Origin of the sequence: Bacteroides sp. f07, assembly GCF_042854785.1 — a bacterium.
Lineage (GTDB): Bacteria > Bacteroidota > Bacteroidia > Bacteroidales > Bacteroidaceae > Bacteroides.
This window is the reverse complement of record NZ_BAABXI010000001.1, coordinates 1,870,974-1,887,885: the sequence shown is the minus strand read 5'-3', so window position 1 is coordinate 1,887,885 and position 16,912 is coordinate 1,870,974. Positions and strand designations below refer to the sequence as shown.

Here is a 16,912-nt window from a genome sequence, read left to right as displayed (position 1 = left end):
ACTGGCAAATATACGCATTAAATCAGGTTTGTATTGCAATATTTGCTTTATTTCTTATATCTACAAATGGCGTGCCATAAAAACGGTGTATTTGCATTATATATATAAGGTATAACAAATATCCAGGTCTTTTTTACTGATGTTGCACTATCTTTATACCTTACATTTATTATTTTTCTCCTTTTGTTTTCGTATTTTAAAACTTAGTCGGATGTCGTTCTATCCATAATAAAACTTTCTTCCTAAAAACTTTCGTATATCCGGGAAAAGTAGTACTTTAGCGTGGTTTTTCACAAACCATAGAATGTATAATTAATAATCATTTTAAATGCTTGAACAAGACAGAATTATAAAGATTAACATCGAGGAGGAAATGAAGTCATCGTACATTGACTACTCCATGTCGGTCATAGTTTCACGTGCTCTTCCTGATGTTAGAGATGGATTTAAGCCCGTTCACCGTAGAATTTTATACGGAATGATGGAATTGGGTAATACTTCAGACAAACCTTATAAGAAATCAGCCAGAATCGTAGGCGAGGTGCTTGGTAAGTATCACCCTCATGGAGATTCTTCTGTTTATCTTGCAATGGTGCGTATGGCTCAGGAGTGGGCAATGCGTTATCCTTTGGTAGACGGACAGGGTAACTTTGGTTCGGTAGACGGTGATAGTCCTGCTGCCATGCGTTATACCGAGGCTCGTCTTAATAAGTTGGGTGAAGCAATGATGGATGACCTGTATAAGGAAACTGTTGATTTCGAACCTAACTTTGACAATACGTTGGTTGAACCCAAGGTGATGCCGACCCGTATTCCTAATCTTTTAGTAAATGGTGCATCCGGTATTGCCGTTGGTATGGCTACCAATATGCCACCTCATAATCTTTCGGAGGTAATTGATGCCTGTGACGCATATATCAATAATCCGGAGATTACAGTTGAAGAGTTGATGGAATTTGTCAAAGCTCCGGACTTTCCTACAGGTGGATATATATATGGTGTAAGCGGTGTTCGTGAAGCATATCTGACAGGTCGTGGACGTGTGGTTATGCGTGCGAAAGCAGAAATAGAAACTGGACAGACACATGATAAGATTGTAGTAACTGAGATCCCGTATAATGTGAATAAGGCAGAATTGATTAAATACATTGCTGACCTTGTGAACGATAAGAAAATAGAGGGTATCTCGAATGCGAATGATGAGTCTGACCGTGATGGTATGCGTATTGTTATTGACGTGAAACGTGATGCAAATGCTAGTGTAGTGCTGAATAAACTCTATAAGATGACAGCTTTGCAGACATCATTCGGTGTAAACAATGTCGCTTTGGTTCACGGGCGTCCGAAGACATTGAACTTGAGAGATTTGATTAAATATTTCATTGAGCATAGACATGAGGTTGTTATTCGTCGTACTCAATTTGAACTTCGCAAGGCAAAAGAACGTGCGCATATTCTCGAAGGTCTAATTATTGCTTCGGATAATATTGACGAAGTAATCCGTATTATCCGTGCTGCTAAAACTCCTAATGATGCTATAGCGGGCTTGATAGAACGCTTCAACCTGACAGAAATTCAGTCTCGTGCTATTGTAGAAATGCGTTTGCGTCAGTTGACTGGTCTGATGCAAGATCAACTTCATGCAGAATATGAAGAAATAATGAAGCAAATTGCTTATTTGGAAAGTATTCTGGCTGATGATGAAGTATGCCGCAAGGTGATGAAAGAAGAATTATTAGAAGTAAAAGCGAAATACGGGGATGAACGTCGTTCGGAAATCGTCTATTCTTCAGAAGAATTTAACCCGGAAGACTTCTATGCAGATGATCAGATGATTATCACAATTTCTCATATGGGATATATCAAACGTACGCCATTGACTGAATTCCGCGCGCAGAATCGTGGTGGAGTGGGTTCAAAGGGGACAGAAACCCGTGATGAAGACTTTGTAGAGCATATTTATCCGGCTACCATGCACAATACTATGATGTTCTTTACACAAAAAGGAAAGTGCTATTGGTTGAAAGTATATGAAATACCCGAAGGAACGAAGAACTCTAAGGGACGTGCTATCCAAAACTTGCTGAATATCGATTCTGACGATAATGTAACAGCATATTTGCGTGTGAAGAGTCTGGAAGATTCTGAATTTATTAATAGCCATTATGTATTGTTCTGTACTAAGAAAGGGGTGATAAAGAAAACACTGCTTGAACAATACTCTCGTCCTCGTCAGAATGGTGTAAATGCTATTACTATTCGTGAAGATGATAGTGTAATTGAAGTTCGTATGACGAATGGCAATAACGAGATTATCATTGCTAATCGTAATGGACGTGCGATTCGTTTCCACGAGGCAGCAGTCCGCGTAATGGGACGTACTGCAACAGGTGTGCGTGGTATCACTTTGGATAACGATGGTCAGGATGAAGTTGTTGGAATGATTTGTATCAAGGATTTGGAAACAGAATCTGTGATGGTTGTTTCTGAACAGGGATATGGTAAACGTTCTGAAATCGAAGATTACCGTAAGACTAACCGTGGCGGTAAGGGTGTTAAGACCATGAATATTACTGAGAAAACAGGTAAGTTGGTAACAATCAAGTCCGTAACAGATGAAAACGACTTAATGATTATCAATAAGTCTGGTATCACCATTCGTTTGAAAGTGGAAGATGTTCGTATCATGGGACGTGCCACTCAAGGGGTTCGTCTGATTAATCTTGAAAAACGTAACGACCAGATTGGTTCGGTATGTAAGGTTATGACCGAAAGTCTTGAAGATGAAATACCGGCAGAAGAAGCGGAAGGAACTATTGTGAGTGATCCAAATGCAGATTCTCCTGATGTTGAAGATTCTTCAGTGGACGTTAACGAAAACGAAAGTAATAAAATTGAGGAATAGACATAATATTAATAATTAATCAAACAACAATCATGAAAAGAGTATTATTTTCGATGGTTTTATTAATGGCTGTTAGCTTCTCATTCGCTCAGATGAAGAATGTGAAAGAAGCAAAGAGTATTGCCAATGATGTAAAACCTAATTTTAAGCAGGCTGAACAGCTTATTAAGGAGGCTATGAAGAATCCTGAAACAAAGGATCTTGCTGACACATGGGACGTTGCTGGATTTATTCAGAAGCGTATCAACGAAGAGCAAATGAAAAATGCTTTTTTGAGAAAACCGTATGATACATTGAAAGTATACAATAGTATTTTGAAAATGTATGAGTACTATACAAAATGTGATGATTTGGCACAAGTTCCTAATGAGAAGGGAAAAATAAAAAATAAATATCGTAAGGCAAACGCTTCTAGTATGTTAGCTGAACGTCCTAACTTGATTAATGGTGGTATCCAGTATTTCAATTTAGATAAGAATAAGGAAGCACTGAAATTCTTCGCAACATACGTAGAGTCAGCTTCTTATCCGATGTTGGCAGATAAAGAAATTGCTAAAACTGACACTCTTCTTCCACAGATTGCTTATTATGCAACATTAGCTGCTGATAGAGTAGGTGACAAGGATGCTATCATTAAATATGCTCCTACAGCTTTGGCTGATAAAGACGGTGGTAAATTTGCAATGCAGTTGATGGCTGATGCTTATAAGGCTAAAGGTGATACTGTAGCATGGATTAAGGCGTTGGAAGAGGGTATCCTTAAGTTTCCGGGAAACGACTATTTCTTTGCAAATTTGGTTGACTATTATAATAGTTCTAATCAAGCTTCTAAAGCAATGGAATTTGCTGATAGAATGTTGTCTAATGATCCTAATAACAAACTGTATTTGTATGTAAAAGCATATCTTTATCATAATATGAAAGAGTATGATAATGCAATCGAGTACTATAAAAAGGCTATTGCTGCTGATCCTGAATATGCAGAAGCATACTCTAACGTTGGTTTGGTATATTTAATGAAAGCACAGGATTATGCTGATAAGGCTACAACAGATATCAATGATCCTAAGTACGCTGAAGCACAAGCTGTAGTGAAGAAATTCTATGAAGAAGCTAAGCCTTTCTATGAAAAAGCTAGAACTTTGAAACCTGACCAGCAGGACTTGTGGTTGCAAGGACTTTACCGAGTTTATTATAACTTGAATATGGGTCCGGAATTTGAAGAAATTGATAAGATGATGAAATAATCATTTTCTTTGAAATAAAAAAAGAAGGTTACTTTGTGTAGCCTTCTTTTTTTATTTCAAAGAAAGATGTGTGTGATGTATCTCAAATAATTTCTCTCTTTTTCTATTAAACATAATAATGATTATTCCCATCTTTGTAGTGTGATAATTAAAACCACTTAATATTATGGCTACAAAAAATCAACAAAAAAAACAATGGTTTTGTATTACTTATGACTATAAAGGTCAAGGTTTATACGCTTATCTTGAATGTACTTTTAAAGAGTTTGAAAAGCGTCTTTCTCAATTTGAGAGAAAATATTCTAATGTTGAATGGATTTATTGCGATAATCCTTATAAGTGATGTTTAATATGAAAAATTGTAAAAATCCTCGTTATAATATGAAGGTTGCTTTTGAAGAAAAGCATGATTGGACATTTCATCTTTATAAATGTTCTTCTCGTGTTGAAAATTATAGACGTATAACTGTTCTTACTGAGGTTGATACATTTTCCCTTTTTAGTTTGACTGTTATTGAGGCTCGTAAAATTGCCAAATCTATTAATGTTCTCCCACATTACATTTGTGAGGTATTAAAGTATGATGAATTACCGTATTAATTTATGAAACAAGAACCCGAATACTTACTAAAAGTAACTATTAATGTGTTGCTTCGTGCTGACCAAGCTTTTGTAACTAACTTCTTGCTTGGTGAATTTCTTACTGTCCGCGCTGCTGAAAAATTACGAGATACATTATCCCGTTATAACCCTGATAAGCTGTTTTTAGCTAAATATGAACAAATTACGAATCCTAAATTTAAAATTATTCCGAATGAGATTAACAAATGAACAGATTCATCGCATTATAACTGCGGTGTGCACTGCGGTTACGACGATTTCCGCAATTGTCCTTTCTACTGCTTGCACGATTTCCCTTTCTGTGAGCAAGAATAATTCTAACAGTACTCAACGTACTGAGCAAACTAGTACCTCAAGTGTTGATTCAACTCATATCAATATTAACCCTATAAAATAGTTATTTATGTCTCAAAACATTTTTGACGCTACTTTAGACCCTAACAATGATGTTAAAGTAAATAACTTTGACTGGTCTCATGCTAATAACCTTACTACCCAAATCGGTCGTATCACTCCTATCTTCTGTGATATGGTGCCTGCAAAAACTTCCTTTCGTGTAAACCCTCGCTTTGGCTTGCAGTTTATGCCTATGGTATTCCCTATTCAGACACGTATGAAAGCCCGCATTATGTGGTTTCGCTATCCTCTCCGTGCTCTTTGGAAAGACTATAAAGACTTTGTAGGTAACTTCCGTGAAGGTCTCGAAGAGCCTTATATTAACTTCAATACTGATGCCCGTTTGAGAAAAATGGCTTCTACTGGTTCTCTTGGTGATTATCTTGGTTTGCCTACTACTCTTATCGGTGATTATGGTAATAAAGAATCTCTTTCCGTTTCTGTTGATTCTGTTATTGTCAAAGGTAATAAATTTGGCGGTCAGCCTGATTTTTCATATCTTCCTGGTTTTGGTATATTTTCCTTACAGGATTTAGCTAATTTTAATAATAATTTGCCTACTTTTCCCGTTGCTTCCGGTTTTCTTTTGTCTCTTACTGCTCCTGCTTCCGCTTCTTCTTCTACTAACGAGTCTATTGGTCGTAGGTGTACAATTTCTCTTGATCCTGATTCGCCTTTTGTAATTTCTGCTGATTCTCGTGTATCTTTAGAGATTCCTTGGCTTGGTGATTCTGAGCCGTCGGTTACTGTTTTGTCTGCGTTACGTTCCTGCATTACTGCTGTTTTCGATTCTCAAACTTTGATGAATGTTCTTTCGGTTTCTTATTCTTCAGGTAAGATTGTCATTCAAATGTCTTTTTCTGACTTGTCTTATGGTAAGAATACTGGTACTGTTCATGTCTATTTTAACTATATTCAGATGATAGGTCGCCGTATTGCTGGTAATGATACTGCTTGGGATATTCAGTTAACTGATTATGGTAAACTTGCTCTTGGTTTTGCTGGTGGTATTGTAAAAACTTCTGTTTCTTATAGTGATTCATTATTAGGTGTTCCTTTTAATGCTTATTTGTATGTTACTGATGGTAATCCTGTTGATATTACTGTTAATACTTCTCCGTGGTATAATAGTGACTCAGCCAATAAGGATAAACAACAGAAAATCCTTGCCTATGGTTTCCGTGCTTATGAAGGTATCTATAATTCCTTTATCCGTGACAACCGTAACAATCCCTACTATCTGAACGGACAAGTTCAGTATAACAAATGGATTCCTAGCGATGAAGGCGGTGTTGACAATAATTTATATGAACTCCGTTATGCTAATTGGGAAAAGGATTTCCTTACTACTGCTGTTCAATCTCCTCAGCAAGGTAATGCCCCGCTTGTAGGTATCACTACCTATACTCAAACTGTCGCAAATGCGGATGGAACAACTACTGAACTTATCAAGACTTCTCTTGTTGATGAAGACGGTAAAAAGTATGGTATCTCTTTCAAATCTTCTGACGAAGGTCTTGAAGGTGTTGAGTATGTAGAACTTGATAACGGTACGCAAGTACGCCAAGCCCGTTCGCTCTATGACCTTGCTACTTCAGGTATTTCTATTCCTGATTTACGTATGGTGAATTGTTACCAAAAGTTCCTAGAACTTAACATGCGCAAAGGATATTCCTATAAAGATATTGTTGAAGGTCGTTTTGATGTCAAGGTTCGTTATGCCGACTTGCTTATGCCTGAGTTCTTTGGTGGTGTTTCCCGTGATATTGATGTTAATAGTGTTACCCAAACAGTAGACCTAAATGCTTCTTCTGGTGCAAGTGATTATGCTACTGCTCTTGGTTCTCAGTCCGGTCTTGCTGGTGTCCGTGGTGAAGCCAATGCCAATATAGAATGCTTCTGTGACGAAGAATCTATTATTATGGGTTTGCTTATTGTCACTCCCCTGCCCGTTTATACTCAGTTGTTGCCTAAACACTTTACTTATCGTGGCTTGATGGAACATTACCAACCTGAGTTTAATCTTATCGGATTTCAACCGATTAAGTATAACGAAGTGTGCCCAATCCAAGCGTATAACGCTAATCCGAACTCTCTTACTGAAACCTTCGGTTATAATCGCCCGTGGTATGAGTTCGCCCAAAAGTATGATGTAGCTCACGGCTTGTTCCGTACTAACTTGTCAAATTTTTTAATGCATAGAGTTTTTGACCAAAAACCGGAACTAGCTCAAAGTTTCTTGCTTGTTGACCCTGAACAGGTTACTGATGTGTTTGCCGTCACTGAAACGACTGATAAGATATACGGTCAGATATGGTTGGACATTACTTGTAAATTGCCGATTGCTCGTGTCGCTATACCGCGCCTTGATTAGTCGGTGTAAGAAAATAATTTTTTCTTTTTTTCTTCCGACATTGCAATCAATTGGCTCTTTGAATGACTAGACCAAGGGTTATTGTAGTAAAAATTGTTAAATGTGCGTGCGCGTTTCGCGCGCGTATATTTAATCCATTTTTGGTACAATGTTCATTGGTCTTGTCAGGCAAAGATACCTACCTTTGCAATTTCGTAAGATTAAAAGGGAAAAGTATTTTCCCTCTGCGTGAAACGCAAATAATGAGCAACTCTGTTGCGTGTATTCACCTTAAACTTTAAAAATATATGGCAAAAAGAATTATGAAGGCTCAATTGAAGCCCTGTACCTGTAAACTTTGTACAGGTATTGACTACGAGATTACAAAACCAAATTTGGCACTTACCCCTCAGAATATCAAGGATTTGACCGATAGAGGAATTGCTGTAAACCTTCCGAATGAGAAAACCTTCTTACAAGGTGATTCTATTTCCAATGCCAAATCTTGGGATGTTGAACCCGTTTTCAAACGTTCCTCAGATATGTGTGAACTTTGGGAACTTGAGCAAGTTTCCAAAAATAAAGTGCTTAAAGCACATAAAGTTGACAAACGTAAATTTGGTTAATTATGTGGTCTGCTATTGCTTCCATTGCTGGTAATATTGCCAGCAATGCCGCTATTAATAATCAGGTTTCAAATCAACGCAAAGAAAATCAAGCTAATAGAGATTGGAATTTGAATCTTGCAAAGATGCAAAATAACTGGAACATTGAGCAATGGAATCGTGAAAACGCATACAATTCTCCTGCTGCCCAAATGGCACGTTATAAATCTGCCGGATTGAATCCTGATTTGATGTACGGTCAACAAAATCTTGCTGCTGCATCTCCTGAAATGACTGCCGGAGAAGGTTCTCAGCCTACTGATGTATCTAATCTTGCTAATAAACGTACTATTGGTGACATGGCAATGCAAGCCGCTCAGACCCGTTTGGTTAATGCTCAAGCTAATAAAGTTGAAAATGAATCTGTTGGACAAACTATCAATAATGAATGGCTTCCTAAACTCTTGAAAGGTCAAACAGAGATAAATGAAGCTGACGTTAAAGATAAGCTTGCATCTGCTGGATTGAAAGGCAAACAACTTGAGGTTGCTGCTGAACAAATAAAAGTGATGCAACAGTCGGTTAAAGAATCTCAACAAAAGATAAATGATTTGCAGAGTCAAATGGAAAATCGTACTTTTCAACAGGTTCAAGCAATGCTTGAATATAATTTAAGAAAAGATAGGCAAAATTATGAAGTACGTGAAATTTTATCTCGTATTGGTCTTAATAACGCTTCGGTTAATCGTATCGTTTCTTTATTACCTTATGAGATTTCTAATGCAATCGCTTCTGCGGATAATCTTTCCGCCTCTGCTGCTCTTGGATTTCTTAAACAAGGGACGGAAATGATTATTCAGCAAAATTTGCGATTTGATGGAAAGCAAAAAGAAGCTATTATTCGTGATTTGAATGCTGCTTTTGAAACTGGTTCTATTGGTTCGGATATTTGGCGTGATGATGACGGAAATATTTCCTTTGTTGGTCGTTGCTTCTATGGTCTTTCTAATGTTATTAAGGCGCTTTCGCCTTTTAAATCTAAGTGAGCCGGATTGTTATCCGGCTTTTTTACGATTTCTTGTAAAATCGTCTGCTATAACTTGATATATATAGAGTAACTGACACGCCTTTGTAAATGAGCGTTTTAAATCTAGCTTTCAGTTACGAATTGCCCTAAGTATTCCTCCCGTGAATTTATGAAACAAATCTATTGTGAGAATCCCGTTATTATACGGAACTCTCAACTTAAGTATTTACTTACTACTTATAAGACATATCATACTCCTAATCAGGAAATAACTATAAGTAACTCGATTGCGGAGTATTATAAATACTCCTTTCCCGAAAAGTATTTTAACCCCTTTCGTTTTGGTGTTACTCCTGATAATATAGATGATTTCTATATCATTAATAAACATACTGGTGAAACTTTTCCAATGTTTATACTTGTTCCCTGTGGTAAATGTGAATTGTGTCGTGATAAAAAGTCCCGTGAATGGTCTTTTCGTGCCATCTGTGAAAATGCTACTTCTACGTCTATGCCCTACTTTCTTACGCTTACCTATAATCCTAAACATTTGCCTAAATGTGGTATCTTTAAAGAGGAAATACAACTCTTTCTTAAACGTCTACGTATCAAACTAGACCGCTTAAAAGTCTCTCATAACCTTCGTTATGTTGCTGTCGGCGAATATGGAAAAACTTCTAAACGCCCGCATTATCATATGATACTTTGGAACTTCCCAAATGATTCTGTACATTTCCCTAATATTACCTCTGTCTTACATTTCATTGAGTCCTGCTGGACTTGCTTCACTGGTGAGTATAAAGAAGACGGTTCTCCCGTTATGGAATCTCTTGGCTTTGCCTATTGTCTCCCCTGTAAACAAGGTGCTATCTCTTATGTCATGAAATATATGAAAAAACAATTTGAACCGCCAAAAGGTAAAAATCCTTTATTCTTCCTTACTTCCCGCAAAAATGGTGGACTTGGCGCTGAATATGCCCGTAAATTCCTAGAACACTACCGTTCACACCCTGATGATACAAAAATAACTGCTACTGACCCTTTTACTGGATATACTCAAACTGTGACTATGCCCGGATACTTCCGTCGTATCTACTTCCCTACTCTTTCCGTTGTCCTGCCTAAACAAATTCGTGATGCTCATACTGAATTATGTAGACTTATCTCTAAACGTAAAACTATTGTAGAACTTCTTGACCCTACATATAAATTCCATATTGAAGATAATGAAAAAACTATCCTTAAAAAGTATTGGTTTCTTCCCACTCAAATCTGTCTTAAATCTGTCCCCAATGAGTATTATAAAAGTATGGATACTACCCGCTTACAACATGAATATATAGACAACTGTCTTCGTGCTAATGAACTGTGCCGTTACTTATACCTCGAAACATATGACGAAAAATATCTAAAACAACGCCTAGAACTTGCTGAAAAAAGGCAGCAAAAAATGTCACTATTATATGACTCATTGCCGCCTATGAATATACAGGATATAAAATATAACTTAATCTATCGTAGAAAAATACAAGAAAATAAAGAAATTATTTAAGATTTTTTATGCTAAATTATTTGCACATTATAATGATTATTCCCTAATCCTGAGTGCCTTTTTTATATATCATTTGATCATCCCCCCCCCTCCGTTAATAACAAGTAATGGTGTATCGGAATGAAATATCATCTTTCTGGCAATACTTGGATTAAATAATCTAGCAAATATACTTCTTTTATATGAAGTAAGTGTGATTATATCTATTTGATTATCTTTGATATATTGCTCAAGTCCTTTTAGTAGATTGTCATTCATTACTACATCATAATGAATTTCGAGCCCTGGGTATTGTTTATGGAAATATTCTTTTATTCCTGCAAGTTTTATTTCATTCCAGGCATCTTTGGACTCGGTAAGGTGTATCAAGGATACAGAAAAATAAAATGATTTCCAAGTATTGAAGAATTCCTCAAATGCAATTAAATCCCTTTGATCGAAATTGGTTATGAAAGCAATACGCTTGGCCTCACTGAACTGTTTGAATGGTGTATTTTCAGGAATGGCCAACACAGCAGTACGGCTTCTGTCAATAACTTCAGCAGTTACACTACCGATCAAATCAATATCCTTTTGATTCTTTCCTCGAGTTCCCATGATAATCACAACGGGAGGCTGCTCTTTGGAATATCTGAGGATTTCTTCCTCAGGAATGCCTTCCCGTAGAATACAACTATATTTGACATCCGGAAATTCTCCTGAGGCAACTTTTTCTTTTATCTTGGTTGACAGAGCATTGAGATCAGAATGTGCTTTGTGAATAATAGTCTTTACAGTCTCTTCATCGCCAACTTGGTAATTGAAAACATCTCCATATGGCAATGAAGATGCATATATAGGAGTGAAATAAACATGCAATAAGACAACTTCTGCGTTCTCTGTTTTTGCTAAATTAAAAGCAAATTCACACGCTTTCATCGAGTAATTGGAAAAGTCGACAGGAATTAAAATCTTATTTGACTTTTCAATTTTGGGTTCCTTCTCTCCCACTATACTCTCTGATAACCAAGTAGAACTTTCTGTTATCTTCAGTGCACGTGGTAAATCACTTTCCTTAATTCGCAAACGGACACCTGAAGAAACGACTGGTTGTATTTGGTTTACATTATGAATGTATGTTTCTATACCTTCATTTTCAAGGACATTCTTTAATATCTGAGCTTTGGTATATGTCAGAATAGCTAGGGTTACTAATTTGTCTTCCATAAGTGTATATTTTTGTAAGGTGAGAACAAATAAGAAATCCCAATTGTTTGCTCAATTGGGATTCTGCTTGCTATATTTTAAACTTGCACAGATTCGGTAGCCTGTTCTTTTTGCATACTCATATTCAATTCATCCAATATTTTTAAAGCCCGATCAAGAACGGTCGTATCATCCAGCATTACCAGTCCACCGTCTGGACCAGGCTCAAGATGTATTCCGACACTTTTTCCTTCTTTGAAATTGTGGCCTCCGAAGAAGTTCCGCACAGTATCTACGTGTAAACCAAGTTCGTCTGCTATTCTATGCATGCTACCGCTAGGCAATGAATCTTTAATCTTACGAAGTTCATTAAATGTTATTGTTCTCATGTCTCGTAAATTTAATGGTTAATACTATGTGATTTCTTTATCACGCTATAAACTTAAGCAAAAAAAAAGATAAAACAAATTATTTGCTTATCTTTTTTTATCGAATTTATAAAATCTATTATTAAGCTTTATATCACTTCAATAGCGGAAGCTGGTACCCATCCTACTTTTCCGTCTTCTAAACGGATTTCTTTCCATTCTTTCATTGAATTATCCTTGACGCTTACCTTTCTTCCTTCATGAAGAATAAATAAGCTAGTACCACTTTCTCTAGGTGTACTTCTGACTGTGATACTTGGATTCATTACTATCGCTTCATTCCGGTTGACCAAATGTTCCTTTTGTTCTGAAGCAAAAAGATTTGCGCATATGGTAATAATTAAAAAGATGATTCCTGATATGAAACCTGCTTTCTTGCATGTAACTTGTTTGGAGAATATGAAGAGGTAAAGAGCAACAATCAATAAAATGAAAGAAATAATTCCCCATATTGCCCATGCATCAACGCTCATACTATTTATCAAAGACCTAGTCCAGGAAACAAAGAATACCTCTGGAACAGGTTCTACTTTGTCTATTGTTTTAGCGCGTGCCACTTCAAGATTAGCACGAATGTCATTATTCCCTGGTTGTAATAATAAGGCACGTTCATAGTTAAGGACTGCTTTTGCTATTTCTCCTATTTTATAATAACTATTTCCTAAGTTGTAATAAATCTCAGCGGCCTCTCCGTTTTTAAGAAGACTTTCGTATACTTGGATAGCTGTTGCATAATCTTCTTTTATATATGCGGAATCTCCTTCAGCTTTTGTGACACCTCCTGATGTATTGTTGGAGAATATAGTGGAACTTGATTGTATAGAATCGTTTATTTGTATAGAATCAATGTTTTGGACATCTTGTCCAAAACAAGTCATCGATATTGCTATTAATATAAAAAATAATATTTTTTTCATAACACAATCTCTTCTGGGTTAATGTTTTATTGAATTCTCCATTTTGCTTATTACTTCTATTGAAGATGAATAAACCTTATCCATAGCTTGATTTTCATCACCTGGGGCGAAACGGGCAAATTCACAGTCATTCAGTGCATTCAAGAACTCTTTGATCAGTTCTTCATTCACTCCGTGATTTCTCAGTTTCTCTTCGATATTATCTTTGGATAAACGAGATACCGGAATATTTAATTTATCACTAATATATCCCCATAATGCCTTTAAAACCTCATCATAAAAAGCATCCTTCTTATTTTCGGAAAGTAACTTGCCTGCTAATTTCATTCGTTTTGTAGCGACTTTATTAGCTTTCTTTGTTCGTACTTTAGCAACATTGGCATTCTCGGTAGCTTGTTTACGATAAACGATAAAGAAGATAATAAAGGCAAGAGCCGGAATAATGTAGAATAACCAATAAGTCATTGAACCATAGAAAAAGCTTCCTCTAGGCTGAAGAGCTACCTCATTCTGCTTGATATAACGTATGTCTTCTCCTAATACTTTCAAGTCCTCTTTATTAGTAAAGTTTGCAATCACTTGATCTGCATTTCCCGCACCCTTCTCAATATTCACGACATACTCTTCCGTTTTCAAAGTTTTGTATGATTTGGAACGGATATCGAAGTAACTGAAAGACACTCCCGGAATCTTATATGTCCCAGCATGTCTGGGAATTGCCAAGTACTCGATTACTTTGTTGCCAGTAAGTCCTTCTCGAGTCAATCTGACTTGATTATCTACTTTAGGATCATATACTTCGAAATCATCTGGGAAGTTGATTTCTGGATTAGAAATCAACTTCAAGTTTCCTGTACCTGAAATAACTAGTTTAATTGTAATAGCATCATTGGTTTTCAATTCTTTGCTATTGATAGAAGACGAAATAGTAAACTCTCCCACTCCGCCTGAGAAGTCGGAAGGCTTACCGGCTGGAAGCGGATTGACGTTTATTGCTATCTTAGGCGTAGCGATAGATTTTTTTATCTCGATCACACTACTTCCACCGTTAAAGAATGCATCAAAAGGATCGGCCGATTGTACAGGTTTGCCTACTGTCATTTGAAATTGAGCCGGATCTATATAGAGTTTACCAGATTGCTGTGGAAAAAGCACAAACTGACGATAAACTGTTGTATAGTAGTTGCGTCCCTGATAATGTTCTGGAGTCCACTTGGCATTTGTAGTCATTTCGATTTCCTGTGAATGGAAACCTTTAAAATCAGGGAGTTTAGCATTATTTAGCTGCAAATTAGATTCTCTGGTATATATTTTATATGTCAGAACAAATGCTTCCTGCTCAAACACATTGGTCTTGCTGGCAGTTGCCGTGATAAACAGGTCTTGATTAGATACACTCGTGGCGGACGAGGAATGTACGGAAGAGTTATTATTACTATTTTGTCCGCTATTACTACTCTGGTCCTGTGGTAATACTTTAATTTTTACAGAGTTTGACACCATTTGGTTACCATCTGCTACTATTGAAGCACCACCAATTGTGTATTCACCAGCAGTGTTAGCCATCAATATATATGTAAACGTAATGCTGCTGGTAGATGTAACACTACCATTTATAATTTGAGTACTACTTTGTTGCGAGCGGCTTGGCCCCATCAGTACGTCAAACCCCTTAATTGAGGGTACCTGGAAATCCTTTACTTTCTGTGTGGTTACGGTGTAAGACAGCCTGAATTGATCGCCTACTACTACCGCGTCAGGAGCAGAAGCAGTAAAAGACACTTTGTCGGCCAACGCCTGAGTGCTATATGCTATCAATGCCATCAATATAATAATCAGTTTTCTCATTGCTTATGAAATTTATATCGTCAACTTTATATTACCAATCCTTTTCTAAACGACCACCTTGCATAACTTTCCGTTGTTTTTTTACTTTATCCTGCACGTTTTTTTCATCCTGCATCACAGAATTCAGTAGTTGCTCAGCGTTCTCCTTTGACATCTGATTATTTTGTTTCTCAGATTTCGGCGGTTGCTGCTGATCTTTCTTTTCATCTTGCTTCTGATCGTTCTGTTTATCTTTATTCTGGTCTTGTTTTTGATCCTGCTTTTGTTGATCTTTGTTTTGGTCCTGATTTTGGTCTTGATTCTGTTGGTTCTGTTGCTGATCTTTCAGCATTTTTTGTGCAAGAGCCAGATTATATCTCGTTTCATGGTCTGTAGGGTTATTGCGTAATGACATTTTATACGCATCTACAGCTTTAGCGTAATCTTTGCCGGCTTGGAAAAGCACTCCCATGTTGTGGTAAATATGAGCCAGTTTCATTTTATCCTTTTCTATATTACTAGCCGACACATATTGTTCCATGGCATCCTGAAACTTTTGCTGTTGTGAAAGCGTGTTTCCCAAATTATACATGGATACTGTAGATTTGGGGTTTATTTCCAGGGCTTTTCGGTAGTTCACCTCTGCATCTACAAATACACTATCATTAAACAGCCGGTTTCCTTTACGGATATAGTCGCGTTCTGCTTTCTGAGCTGAGACAGTGGTTGTTGCCAACAGAAACACAACAGATAGAATATATTTACTTTTTAACATGTGCATAACTATATAACTATTTCTTATTAGAAAACAGATGAACGTTCTTAAATAAAGGATTCTTGCGGTCCAAAATTAATATTTCTGCCAATAGCAATAGTAGAATAATCCAGGCAATTGCTTGGAATTGTTCGTTAAATTCCGTGTAGACTTTTGATTCCACGTCAGATTTTGCCATTTTGTTCACTTCCTGATTAATAGCTTTCTGTGCAGAATTAGAGTTATCAACCCGTACATATATACCTTTTCCCTCTTTGGCAATCTCCTGACACATAGTCTCATTCAAACGGGTAACGATTACATTACCTTCCCGGTCACGTCGATAATCATTTGTACCTTCAGCTGGTATGGGAGCCCCATCAGGCATACCTACTCCCAACACATTTACCTGGATACCTTTTTCAGCGGCAGCCTTAGCAGCTTCGACTGCGCCACCTTCGTGATTCTCACCGTCAGTAATGACGATGATGGCACGTCCTACTCCTTCTTGGGGAGTGAAGCTACGAGTCGCTAAATTAATAGCTTCTCCAATAGCTGTACCTTGTTTGGATATTAATGAAGGATTTATAGATTCCAGAAACATCTTAGCGGAAATGTAGTCGCTAGTAATTGGCAATTGCGTAAAAGCATCACCGGCGAAAACAATCATACCGACTTTATCATTATCAAGCTCATCTACCAATCTGGATATTAGTCTTTTGGCTTTCTCCAAACGGCTTGGCTGTACATCCTGGGCAAGCATGGAGTTTGAAATATCTAATGCAATAATCACTTCGACTCCCTTACGTTTCACCGTTTCCAGTTTAGCACCAAATTGAGGACGTGCTAATAGTACTGAAAATAAACCGATAGCAGCAAAAAGTATCCAAAATTTCACATCCGGACGATATTTAGATACATCAGGCATTAGTTGAGCCAACAAAGCCGGATCTCCAAAACGGCGGATATTCTTCCTTCTTTTGTAGTTAGAATACAGGTAGAAAGCTGCTAAAAATGGTAATAGCAGCAATAAATATAAATATGTAGGTTCTCCAAATCGAAACATCTTCTTTACTATTTTACGATTGACAAATT

Annotated in this window: 15 protein-coding genes; 9 read left to right on the top strand and 6 right to left on the bottom strand. The window is 37.0% G+C overall.

Features of this window, described 5'->3' with window-relative positions; genetic code table 11:
• Window positions 1-328: 328 nt before the first annotated feature.
• The 9 genes from gyrA to ACGHVY_RS07435 all read left to right on the top strand — a co-directional run bounded on the left by gyrA (window position 329) and on the right by ACGHVY_RS07435 (window position 10,706).
• Entirely contained in the window at window positions 329-2,905 is a 2,577-nt protein-coding gene (gyrA, locus tag ACGHVY_RS07475; RefSeq protein ID WP_308746971.1) for a DNA gyrase subunit A, read from the top strand.
• Window positions 2,906-2,937: 32 nt separating this feature from the next.
• Complete coding sequence (locus ACGHVY_RS07470; protein WP_390598163.1) at window positions 2,938-4,152, top strand: tetratricopeptide repeat protein; 1,215 nt, start codon at window positions 2,938-2,940, stop codon at window positions 4,150-4,152.
• Window positions 4,153-4,318: 166 nt separating this feature from the next.
• Window positions 4,319-4,495 (top strand): hypothetical protein, encoded by a 177-nt coding sequence (locus ACGHVY_RS07465; RefSeq protein WP_390598162.1) that lies wholly within the window; start codon window positions 4,319-4,321, stop codon window positions 4,493-4,495.
• 8 nt (window positions 4,496-4,503) lie between these two features.
• Window positions 4,504-4,752 (top strand): hypothetical protein, encoded by a 249-nt coding sequence (locus ACGHVY_RS07460; protein WP_390598160.1) that lies wholly within the window; start codon window positions 4,504-4,506, stop codon window positions 4,750-4,752.
• Between the two features lie 3 nt (window positions 4,753-4,755).
• The gene (locus ACGHVY_RS07455) at window positions 4,756-4,983 is read left to right on the top strand and encodes a hypothetical protein (protein WP_390598158.1); all 228 of its coding nucleotides are present in this window, start codon (window positions 4,756-4,758) and stop codon (window positions 4,981-4,983) included.
• A gap of 193 nt (window positions 4,984-5,176) precedes the next feature.
• Window positions 5,177-7,543 carry a major capsid protein gene (locus tag ACGHVY_RS07450; RefSeq protein WP_390598156.1) on the top strand — a complete coding sequence of 789 codons (2,367 nt, stop codon included), beginning with the start codon at window positions 5,177-5,179 and terminating at the stop codon, window positions 7,541-7,543.
• Between the two features lie 287 nt (window positions 7,544-7,830).
• Window positions 7,831-8,148, top strand: a complete 318-nt coding sequence (locus ACGHVY_RS07445; protein WP_390598154.1) for a hypothetical protein — start codon at window positions 7,831-7,833, stop codon at window positions 8,146-8,148.
• Between the two features lie 2 nt (window positions 8,149-8,150).
• Window positions 8,151-9,173, top strand: a complete 1,023-nt coding sequence (locus tag ACGHVY_RS07440; RefSeq protein WP_390598152.1) for a hypothetical protein — start codon at window positions 8,151-8,153, stop codon at window positions 9,171-9,173.
• Window positions 9,174-9,323: 150 nt separating this feature from the next.
• Entirely contained in the window at window positions 9,324-10,706 is a 1,383-nt protein-coding gene (locus ACGHVY_RS07435; RefSeq protein WP_390598150.1) for a hypothetical protein, read from the top strand.
• A gap of 69 nt (window positions 10,707-10,775) precedes the next feature.
• Here the strand turns inward: ACGHVY_RS07435 and ACGHVY_RS07430 are convergent, their stop codons facing one another.
• From ACGHVY_RS07430 to ACGHVY_RS07405, 6 genes are all read right to left on the bottom strand, one after another.
• On the bottom strand, window positions 10,776-11,912 hold the full coding sequence (locus tag ACGHVY_RS07430; RefSeq protein ID WP_390598148.1) for a universal stress protein: 1,137 nt from the start codon (window positions 11,910-11,912) through the stop codon (window positions 10,776-10,778).
• Between the two features lie 77 nt (window positions 11,913-11,989).
• Entirely contained in the window at window positions 11,990-12,280 is a 291-nt protein-coding gene (locus ACGHVY_RS07425; RefSeq protein WP_004295969.1) for a hypothetical protein, read from the bottom strand.
• 128 nt (window positions 12,281-12,408) lie between these two features.
• Entirely contained in the window at window positions 12,409-13,236 is an 828-nt protein-coding gene (locus ACGHVY_RS07420; RefSeq protein ID WP_390598146.1) for a tetratricopeptide repeat protein, read from the bottom strand.
• Window positions 13,237-13,254: 18 nt separating this feature from the next.
• On the bottom strand, window positions 13,255-15,084 hold the full coding sequence (locus ACGHVY_RS07415) for a BatD family protein (RefSeq protein WP_308746967.1): 1,830 nt from the start codon (window positions 15,082-15,084) through the stop codon (window positions 13,255-13,257).
• A gap of 31 nt (window positions 15,085-15,115) precedes the next feature.
• Entirely contained in the window at window positions 15,116-15,838 is a 723-nt protein-coding gene (locus tag ACGHVY_RS07410; RefSeq protein WP_390598144.1) for a tetratricopeptide repeat protein, read from the bottom strand.
• A gap of 16 nt (window positions 15,839-15,854) precedes the next feature.
• Window positions 15,855-16,883: a VWA domain-containing protein gene (locus ACGHVY_RS07405; protein WP_308746965.1), complete on the bottom strand. Its 1,029-nt coding sequence runs from the start codon at window positions 16,881-16,883 to the stop codon at window positions 15,855-15,857.
• Between the last annotated feature and the right edge of the window lie 29 nt (window positions 16,884-16,912).